Source organism: Stieleria sp. (assembly GCF_041595215.1).
Lineage (GTDB): Bacteria > Planctomycetota > Planctomycetia > Pirellulales > Pirellulaceae > Stieleria > Stieleria magnilauensis.
Map to the genome: position 1 here is coordinate 1 of NZ_JBFHKV010000163.1, position 10856 is coordinate 10856.

At 57.8% G+C, this 10856-nt stretch carries 4 protein-coding genes and 1 pseudogene; 3 read left to right on the plus strand and 2 right to left on the minus strand.

The window, feature by feature from the left end; all coding sequences use genetic code 11:
• A pseudogene (locus ABX749_RS08830) lies at positions 1 to 297 on the plus strand (hypothetical protein); the annotation flags it as partial.
• A gap of 7 nt (positions 298 to 304) precedes the next feature.
• Positions 305 to 667: a hypothetical protein gene (locus tag ABX749_RS08835; RefSeq protein WP_372895654.1), complete on the plus strand. Its 363-nt coding sequence runs from the start codon at positions 305 to 307 to the stop codon at positions 665 to 667.
• Positions 668 to 670: 3 nt separating this feature from the next.
• Here ABX749_RS08835 and ABX749_RS08840 read toward each other — a convergent pair whose 3' ends face one another.
• Complete coding sequence (locus tag ABX749_RS08840) at positions 671 to 1564, minus strand: response regulator (protein ID WP_372895655.1); 894 nt, start codon at positions 1562 to 1564, stop codon at positions 671 to 673.
• A gap of 495 nt (positions 1565 to 2059) precedes the next feature.
• On the opposite strand from ABX749_RS08840, the gene ABX749_RS08845 reads away from it, so the two are divergent.
• Positions 2060 to 9613 carry an Ig-like domain-containing protein gene (locus ABX749_RS08845; RefSeq protein WP_372895656.1) on the plus strand — a complete coding sequence of 2518 codons (7554 nt, stop codon included), beginning with the start codon at positions 2060 to 2062 and terminating at the stop codon, positions 9611 to 9613.
• A 112-nt stretch (positions 9614 to 9725) separates the two neighbouring features.
• Here the strand turns inward: ABX749_RS08845 and ABX749_RS08850 are convergent.
• On the minus strand, positions 9726 to 10856 hold a 1131-nt coding region (locus ABX749_RS08850; RefSeq protein ID WP_372895657.1), incomplete at its 5' end, for a family 16 glycoside hydrolase.

The following is a 10856-nucleotide window of genomic DNA, read 5'->3' on the forward strand; positions in this document are numbered from 1 at the left end:
CTGGAGCACCTGCGACGCCACACCGAGGACATGCCGTCACGACCTGGGAAACACGGCGTCTTTGATGGCGGAATGGAAGGTGCGTTGGTGACGATCGACGATGCCTACGGGCGGGCCAAGAAGAAACAGCGGTCGACAAAACAGACCGATCGGGATCGAACCATCTACACCGTCGACATGGAACGTCGCGTCGGGTACGTCGGCGGCCGCGATGGCGAACGCCAAAACCATCCGATCGCCCGTCGGGTCAAGTTGGTGCTCGAAGACACCATCGTGATCACCGCCTACCCGTTGTGACGCAACGATGAACCAGGACCACGATCAAGACAGCGCCCGGCCGCCTCTGAATCCAGGGCCGATTCGATCGGTCGCGATTTGCCCCATCTGTGACGGCGGGTTGTGCGGCGTTCGGATCTGCACCGGAGACGATCCTACCCAGCCGCTGCCCGACCGCGGTTTTGTGATGTGTGACGAATGCGAAGCGGTTTGGATGGATCCCGATGTCCAAACGGAACACCATTACGTAGATGCCCAAGACCCGGAATGCCCTGTCTGTCACGGGGGACTGTGGACGGCGAGTCGCTGGGCCGATCGCCAGGACGTCCAGCGGTTGGGGTGGAGCGATGCGATCGATGCCGGTCTGGACGGCGATTCCGCTGCCGGCTGATCTTCAGCGTGAAATGTACTTGACCAGAGTCACTTTCCGCGACGCCGAATCGATGAAGACTTCATCCATCACACTGGTCAGCAGCAGCATGCCGCGTCCACGTTCGTCCGAAAAACTTTGTGGGGTCCCCGGCATCGGGGCGTGATGGATCGACTGGCCGGAACCTTCATGAACGACCACCAATCTCGCTTCCCCATCCGTCACTTCCAATTGCACCGTGACAATCCGTTCGGTCATCGACCTCAATGATTCGTCATCGAGTTTCTCTGCCACCAACGCCCGCGCGTCGTCGATCGACATCGGCGTGGAGCGAACGGGTTGCTCGAAATTGCCGTGAATGATGGAGTGCACGATCAAATAGTCGAGCGCTTCGGCGATTCGAATTCGGTCGCTGGTGTGCAAGACGTTCATCGCGGCCAGCAACCGAACGACCAGGCTGACCAGCGGCGTGACTCGCTCGATCGAGCAATCGAGAACAAAATCGAACCGGGTCCGCGTCAACGCTCCCTTCAAGTAAAGCGATTGAGCATTCGCTTGGGCAAAGGCCGTGATTCGGTTGACGATATCTGGCAGCAGGATTCCGACGTGGTCCTTGGAAATGTAGTTGGCGGCGCCCACACCGAGTGCCTCGGCGGCCAGATCCTCGTTGCCAAACGCCGTCACCAAGACGGCAGGGACAAGCGAGCACTCCGTCCGCATCGCGCGAATCAGCTCGACACCGTTCATCTCGGGCATCTGCATGTCCGTGACGACCAGGTCCGGTGCGTGCTCTCGCAGCGCGGCCAACGCCTCCAAGCCGTTGCCCGCGGTCCGCACCGTCAATCCTTGCTGCTGCAAGACCGAGGTGATCATCGCGATCTGGGTGGCACTGTCGTCCACGACTAGGACATTCGGCATGGCTGGGTTCTTGAAAAGGTGTCTGAAAAGCCATCACCGATGATAGCGAACCGCTCGCGAGCATTGTTGTCCGAGCGTGTCAAAAACTGACGCCACGCAGAATTCGGGGCCTGCAATCGACACCATCGGAAATCACGCCTTGGGTGCGATCAAGGAACCTGCGATCAAGATCACCCAGGCCCGCCAGAGGCACGGCCGTCGGGACGCTCGCTTCGAACCGGCCGACTTCGATGGAACATCAGCCGTTTGTAGCGAGCCCGCGGAACGCTCGATCGGAAGACATCGGGGCATCAGAGCAGTGGACGGCGGCCCCGATGCCGGAACATTCGGATTCGGTGACAAATTCCGAAAAAAACGTAGCGCCCACACCACCGGCAAAATCGCCCCTGTCTATGATCAAGCCCTGATGGGGCAGCACGTGAACGAAACGCATGGGTGCGGCATCGGCGCGGTCGCGTCGTTTCAGCGGAAAGAATCAATAACGAGGCGGGATCGATGAAACGTTACAGGCGGTGGTGGACGCGGTCCGGCAGCAAATCTGATTCGCTTCAACATTCCCGGGATCGAGCGTTCAGTCGGCGTCGGCGGATGTTGGCGGAGTCGCTGGAAGACCGCCGAGTCCTAGCCGCCACCGTCCCCTTGGTCGAAAGCTTTGAAGTGGCCGATTTAGCGGTTCTGACCGATTGGACGTTTGCCAGCACGGGTGGCGGGACCGTCGATCTGGACGCCGGCTCTGCGGCCCGGACCGGGACAACTTCGCTGCGTTTTGATACGACATCGAGCTTCTCGAACGTCACCTCAGAAGCGGTGCTGGAACTCGACCTTTCCGCTGTCTCCACCGCGACCGACCTGACGTTCGACTTCTGGATGAAACGGCTCAATTCGTCGACCGATCAGCGTTTCTTCATGCAGGTGGATGCCAGCGGCGATGGCGGCGTCTGGACGACGCTGTCGCCGTCGCTTCAACCGGTCGGCAACGTTTGGATCCATTACGTCTACGACCTGGACCAGCGTCTCGCCGCCGCCGGCATCACCCTGGACAGCGATGTTTTCTTGCGGCTGCGGCAAGCATCCTATTTCACGACGCACGAGGCCATCGTCGACGACGTCCGTGTCGGGCAATTCGGAGACCTGATCGGTCCTGCGGTAGACACAATCTCGCCAAACTCGATGACCGCCGGACCGGTTTCGTCGATCGACGTGACGTTTTCCGAGCCCGTCGACGCCGCAACCTTCACTGCGGCGGATGTCGTCGTCACCGCTGCGGACGGCTCGACGATTCCCCTGCTAAACGATCCGGTGGACGGCGGCAGTCAAACGACATTCACGTTGCAACTGGACAGCGCCCAGACCCTACGTGGAACCTATCGTGTCCAAATCGGTCCGGACATCCGTGACGTCGCCGGTAATCTGATGAATCAGGATCGCGACGAACGCAACGGCGAGACGATCGGCGATGATACGTTTGATGGAACATTCGAAATCGGCCCCTCCGTCGCACAGACACTTCCCTACGCTCAAGGTTTCGAAGTCGCGGACCTTCCATCGCTCGATGGCTTCAGTTATCACCCAGCCGGTGATGCATCGATCACGCTCGGTACTTCGCTCGTCAACGCCGGCGACAACGCGTTGAGGACATATGGTGCAATAGCGTTCGAGCTTGTGATCGACTTGCAGAACCAGACGAATGCGACGGATCTGGTCTTGGACTATTGGGCGGCGCGCGGCGGTCGTGGCGTCCATGCCCCTCGACTGACGATCACGGCTAGCAATGATCGGACTGCCTGGACGGAACTCGTCACCCCCGAACTTCCTACCTACGGTCAATTCCAAAACTTTTTCCTCGACCTGGACGCTCATCTCGACACCGCCAACATTTTGCGCGACGCTGACGTCTACCTGCGATTCGAACGGCGCGGATTCATCAATGAATCGATTTCTTTTGACGACCTGAGAATTGCACGTCGCGACGGGGACGGGCCCTACGTCACTGCCGTTTCGCCCGCGACAACGACGCCTGGGCCGCTCCGTCAAATCGATGTGACGTTCAACGAAGCAATCGACGGCTCAAGATTTACCGCCGACGACATACAGATTCTCGACATCGGTGGAAATGAAGTCTTGCTGACCGGCGATCCCGTCGACAGTGGTGACCAGACCACGTTCAGGCTGAATCTGACAACGCCGCAAAGCGTGAAAAGCAATTATCGCCTGACGATCGGCCCCGATGTGCTTGACGTTGCCGGAAACGCGATGAATCAAGATCGCGATCAGATTAACGCAGAGGCGTCGGACGACCAGTTCCGGGGTGACGTGATCGTGGGACCGGCAACACCTCAAACGATCCCCTATTTCCAAAACCTCGAAGCGGACGATCTCGCCTCCCTGCCCGGTTGGACGTTTTCCGCAGACGGCACGGGGATGATCTGGTTGACCGAATCCAACGAGCCGTACTCCCCGACGCGGCATCTCGCGTTCGGTCAAAACGGTAGCAGCCAGCAGCACGCGATGCTGGTCGTGGATCTGTCGGACCAAGTCGGCGCAACCGACTTGGCACTCGATTTTCGTGCCAAACGCCTGTTTCAGTCCTATTTTCGAAATGCGATGACTGTCCAGGCAAGCGGAGACGGAAACACATGGACTCAGCTGGGGGCGACAATCTCATCCGACTTCGGCGGTTACGTAAATTACTTCTATGATCTTGACCAGGAACTGGCCGCAGCGGCGATTGCCCTGGACGGTGATGTTTACTTTCGTTTCTCGCATGAAGGATCTTCATCGTCGTATCAAATGGTGATGGACGACGTTCGCATCGCGAACCGGGACGCCGTCGGGCCGAGAATTTCGATGATGACACCCGACGGTTCGACGACGGCACCGCTGTCCCAATTGCAAGTCACCTTCAATGAAGCCATCGCTGGGGCCACGTTGACTGCGTCGGATGTCACGGTCATGGGGCCCCTCGGTGAAATCTCCGTCAGTTCGGATCCGATCGATACCGGCGACGCCATGACTTTCAATATCATGCTGGATGAAACTGTCAGCCAAGCCGGACAGTATCACGTCCTGATCGGTCCAGACGTTTTGGACGTTGCCGGCAATCAGATGAATCAGGATGCCGACGGCGCCAACGGAGATGCCGACGACCATTTCATTGGAACCTTTCAATTCGAAGCGGTCGCCACCGACGTGTATCCCTACTTCCAAGGTTTCTCCGGCACCGATGAAGTGAACGGCAACTGGTTCTTTCGATCCGAACCCGGCGGACGAATCCGATTGGTCGAGGACGGCGGGCGCCAAGTGCTGCGGATGGACAACCCGGGCGGAGGATCCGTGAATCAAGCGATCTTGTCCATCGACTTAGCCGGCAAAACTGGCGTCCGTCTGGCGTTCAATGAAAACCGCAGAAGTGATTCGACAACCGCGGGCGACACCTTGCGACTCAGCAATGACCAGGGCCAAACCTGGCACAATTTTTCTATGTTGTTCAGCGATTCCAATTGGGATTCGTACGATATCGACTTGGACGCGATCATCGCAGGCATCGGAATCGGGTACACGGACAATTTCTGGATCATGATCCAGCAATACGGAAGCAACTCTTGGCCCAACAACGGTCGCCAATACGACGACTTTCGTGTCACGGCCGACACCACGGCACCCAGCATTGTCTCCCATTCACCCTCCGGACTATTGCGTCCACCGGGCCCGATGGATCACTTTAGATTGACCTTTAGTGAGCCGATGGACCCGTCAACATTTAGCCTTGCTGACGTGAAGTTGACACGAGAATCGGTCGACATCAGTGAACGACTGGTTGATATCACCGGTTCCGGACACGAATTTACCGTCAGCTTTTTGCCGAGTGGGTTGGGTCACTACGAGCTCACCGTTGGCCCGGAAATCCTTGATCTGGGGGCAAATCCGCTGGATCAAAATGGAGTCGGCGGAACGGGGCAAATCCCCGAAGACCAATACGTCGCCACGGTTGACTTTAATGATCCCTACCGATTGGGATACCGAGAAACGTTTGCCAGCGGACTGCCAATCGATCCCTGGAATTTCCTCAGCTACGGCACCGGCCAAATCTCCGTCATCGATGAAAGGCTTAGACTCGAAGCGTCCTACCAGAATCCGATGGACGGACGCAACCGGGCCATCTTGCACTTGGATCTGGCGGGAGAATCGCGAGCGAAGCTGAACTTTGATGCGTTTGATCGCGATGGATCGACGACGAGTTCCCCCGCAATCGGCACGCAGGGCGACGGTTCTTCATGGGGCGACGTCGTCGCAGTGAGCGACAATGGCGGAACGACCTGGACCATCGTCGACCTGCTCAACACCAGCGGATACAAGTCCTACGATTTGGCCGCCTTTGCCGCCGCAAGCGGACTGTCGTTGGTCGACAACTTCCAGGTGATGTTCCAGCAGCACGATAACCGTACCGCCGGAGGCTACTGGGAGTTTGACAATATTGTCGTCGAACGCGAAACGCTGTCGCTGAGTACCCTCAACGCAACGGTCGTCGAGGGCACCACCGACGAAGTGTTTGTGACGGTCAAACGCGAGGCGGACGCGGATCTGACCAGCGAACTGACGGTCTGGTTGCTCAGCAACGACACCAGCGAGGCGACTGTGCCGAGTACGGTGACGATTCCCGCCAATGCACTGTTCATCGATGTGCCGGTCACGGTCGTGGACGACACGGAGATCGACGGTCCCCAAACCGTCGGTATCTCGGTGGGAGCGGACGGCGTCGGGGCACGGCAAATTGAATTCACCGTTGGTGACAACGAACCCGAAACACTGTTTGTCGAACTTGACCGCGCGGTCATCAACGAAAACGATGGTCCCGGTGCGGCGACTGCAACGGTCACTCGCAATCGCGGCTTAAATAGTGAGTTGATCGTCAGTCTTTCGTCGAGCGATGTGTCCGCGTTCACGGTCCCCGACACGGTAACGATTCCGGTGGGTGAAACGTCCGCAACGTTTTCGATCGCATCCCACAACGACTATTTGGTGGACGGAACCCAGACGGCCAACGTCATCGTCTCGGCAACCGCGTTCGTTTCCGGCTCGACCCCGCTGCGGGTGGAGGATGATGACACGGCGGTAGATCGGACCATCGGTGGCTTTTTCTGGGGCACGTTGCCCGATGACGACTATACCGTGACCTTCGATGTCCAAGTTCCGGCCGGCGAAGTCTGGACGATCGATGCTGGTGCAAGTCTATTTTTCGATCCCGGGACTTCACTAAATATCGCCGGCACTGTCCTCGCTGAAGGCCAGACCGATAACGAAATCCGCTTGACCAGTTCCGCGGCGACGCCGGCGTCAGGGGACTGGGGCGGAATTGATTACAACGCGTCAGGCCAAACGAGATCAATCTTTGATCATGTTGAAATTGCCTATGCGACAACTGGCATCGACGTGTCATTTCAAGACCTGCCGATCATTACGTTGCGTGATTCGCACGTTCACGACAGTGCGGTTGGGGGTGTGCTGCTTGCTGCCGGAAGAGGGGATTCGTACTTGCGCCAAAACGTGATAATCGAAGCCAACCGGATTCACGACAACAACGGCTACGGCGTCCACATTGGTTCTTCCGCCGGTGCTTGTAATCAAACCTTCGGATGTGGAACGACCGCCAGTCCGACCATCACCGAGAACGAGATTCATGGTCATCAACAGGCCGGCATTCAGGTCTTTTCCTCGTACAGTTTGGGGGGGCTGTATGCGAGCAGCGGTACCGCGAGCCCTGCCGTGACAAAGAACCACATCCACAACAATGCAGTTGGAATCCGGGCAGGAGTCCATGACCCCGAAAGTTTTGGAAGTGCTTGGACGGCGGGTTTCTATGCGAACAACTTGGTCGTCGACAACACCGGCACGGGGATTCTTCTGGCGCAATCGGTTGACGGCAACCAGAATTCTCAGCTCCTCAACAACACGGTCGTTGGTAATGGCGGCGCTGGGATCTCACACGATATTAACCGTTTCGGGGGAGTCATCCGAAACAATCTGGTCGCCTTCAACCAGTTGGGAGTCGTGGCCAGTGCAGAGTATACGCCCAGCGTCGGGCGGGTCGGATTCAATGACGTGTACGGCAATGACGGAGGCAACTGGACGAATTATCCATCTGCCTTCGGAACTGTCACCACGACCAATGCCAATGGAACTCCCGCAGACGCCGAATTTAATCTCAGTCTTGATCCGATGTTCGCCGACGGAACGCTCTTCGAACCGATTGACGCTTCACCGGTCAACGATGCCGGCACCGACACGAATGCACCTCATGACGATTATGTCAGCGCGTTTCGGCATGTGCCTTATGACATCGGGGCTTATGAGCATGATCCGGTGAACAACGTCGTGACCACATTATTAGACGAAGACGACGGTGGGCTCGGACTGGGGGCAGGGAATTCACTCCGCGAAGTGATCAACGCGACCAATGCACGTCCGGGACTTGACGTCATTACGTTCGATCCAACCTTGATCGGTGGGACGATTTCCCTCGGTGCAACCACATTGCCAACGTTGACAAGTTCCACGACCATTGAAGGCCCCGGCGCGGAACGACTGGCCATCACGGGCAATGACCAAGTTCGAATTTTCACCGTCGGAAATTCGGTCACGGTGAACATTTCGGGGCTGACTCTCCGTGATGCGGCAGCGAGTGCAATCAACAATAGCGGTAATCTGACGGTGTCAGAGACGGTCATGACGTCGGGTGTCGCAGTCAACGGCGGTGGAATTTTCAACGCCGTCTCCGGGAATCTGACGGTTCGTCGATCAACGATCAGCGAGAATACCGTCACTTCCAATGGTGGGGGGATCTATAACAGTGGCGTGGCATCGATTATTGATTCGACTATCAACGGCAACGCCGCTGGCAATGCGGCGGGTGGGATTTACAACAATTCATTGCAACCACTGGCGGTCATACAATCGACGATCTCTGGCAACAAAGCGTTCTTCACTGGGGGAGGCATTGAGAATCGCGGTGCTGATCTGATGATTCGTCACTCGACGATTACCGGTAACATTGCTGACGCAGACAACGACGGCAGCGGCGGCAGCGGCGGGATCAGCAACTACGGAACAACGATTGTCCACAATAGCATTGTCGCTGGAAATCTCCGCAGCGGCTTAACCGCAAACGACACCGGACCGCTTGACCCGACAAGTACCTACAACTTGATCGGCGATGCCGCGTCAGCAGGCGGGCTGGTCCATGGTGAAAACGGGAATATTGTTGGCGTCGACGCGCGACTTGCGCCGCTGGCCGATAACGGCGGACCGACGTGGACCCACGCGTTGCGAAACGGCAGTCCCGCGATCGATAACGGCGACAACACTCAAGCGGTCGATGCCGATTCCACATGGCTGAGATACGACCAACGCGGAATGGGATACTCGCGAAACATTGACGGCGATCGATCCGGCACGCCAACGGTAGATATCGGAGCCTTCGAAACCCTTCCACCTCCGATCGTCGAAAGTATTGTGATCAATGACGGTCATGGTCAACGATCCAGGGTCGACCAACTGGCCATCAGGCTTGATCAACCGGTGCGGTTGGACGATGAAGGGGGCAGTCCGTTCGAACTGATCAACCTGAGTACCAATCAACGCGTTGATGTGTCTGCGAGCGTCCATGAACTCAATTCCCCGTCGACACTCTTGTTGACGTTCTTGCCCGGGCCTTCGGTCGGGCCCGGCGGGATGCTGCTGGACGGGGATTACCAGTTGACGATGAAAGCAAGCATGATCACCGTCGGCGCGATGGTTCTCGACGGCAACGGTGACGGCACCGCAGCGGACCACGTCTTCGGCAATGAAGCGACCGACAACTTCTTCCGATTCTTCGGCGACACTGACGGAGATCGAGACGTCGACGGCCAGGACTACGGGCGGTTCGGATTGACGTTCCTGAAACAAGCCGGCATGCCCGGCTTCGAGCCGGCACTCGACTCCGACGCCGACGGGGACGTTGATGGTCAAGACTACGGCCGCTTCGGACAGAATTTCCTGAAGCGGATTTAGAGATTCCCGACGCCATTCAGCACGTCGAGGTGCTCTCAAGCCGTATCGACCCACCGTTTTTTCAACGTTGCCACAAGCGGTGGGGCTGCACCGCTGACGCTTCCCGCTGGTATCACTTCTCCCCGTAAACCGGCGGTTTCCAATCTTTCGGCAAACGCCCTTGGGGACGCACCCCGACGGCACCGTCTGGGATGACGGCCTCGGACGGTTGGATCAGCGGTAGATCATCCGGCAGGTGCTTGATCTTGAAATCCTTGTACTGGATCGTCATCGCCGGACCGACGTGAACTTGAACGGCAAGCACGCCTTCGAGCGATCGTCCGTTTTCATCCAAGTCGATCAGGTCCGCCGTCATATGACCATCGATCCAATGCCGGTGGTGATTGCCTTCGACCAGGACCCGGTATTCATGCCACTGATCGGCGGGAAACTCTTTGGCCGGCATCTTGCCGACGACCCAGGGCTGTCCTTGCGGGTCGATGATCACTTTCTCACCGGTGTGTGAAAGGATGCGTCGCCCTTTCTCTTCGTACAACATGCCGTTGTAGTTCGGGTTATCGGCAACAACGTCACACTGGTAACCGGTGACCACGTCCAGCCCCAGATCGGGGCGTGAGGTGCCTCGGTACTGCAGTCCACTATTTCCACCGGGCGACACTTTGACTTGGACGCGCAAGTCAAAGTTGCGGATCGTCGAACCCGTCCAGGTGATGAAGCGATTCATCTTCAGCGAACCGTCGGTCACGCCGGTCAACGCCCCGTCACGCATCGACCAGTATTTCGCATCGCCCGCCCAACCGTTCAAGTTTCGGCCATTGAGCAAATTGACAAAACCGTCTTTCCCCGGTCGGAACGAGACGGCAGCGGATGCCTCGGGATGCGGCACCGTTGACGCGGTGAAGGGGGCGTTCAACGGGTCGATCGGACCGCCAAGTTCTTTCACTCGTTGGTCCGTCCGCTCACGCATCGCAGCGAGCGTTTCGGCGTGGGCGGGATCATCGGCCAAATTCACCAACTCGTCAGGGTCCTGCTTCAAATCATGCAGGAACTCGCGGTTGCCGTGATCAAAGTAGCGGACGTATTTAAAACGTTCGTTGCGGATGCCTTCAAACGCCGGGATGCGTGTGCGGACGGCAAAATGTTCGTGAAACGATTCGGTTCGCCAATCGGACGGTTTGTCACCGGAAACAATCGGTTTCAAGCTGTGTCCCTGATATCGCTCGGGAACCTCACCGCCGGACCA

Coding starts and splice junctions, on each gene's coding strand:
- ABX749_RS08835 (WP_372895654.1), top strand. CDS start 305: ATGAACCAGGACCACGATCAAGACAGCGCCCGGCCGCCTCTGAATCCA.
- ABX749_RS08840 (WP_372895655.1), bottom strand. CDS start 1,564: ATGCCGAATGTCCTAGTCGTGGACGACAGTGCCACCCAGATCGCGATG.
- ABX749_RS08845 (WP_372895656.1), top strand. CDS start 2,060: ATGAAACGTTACAGGCGGTGGTGGACGCGGTCCGGCAGCAAATCTGAT.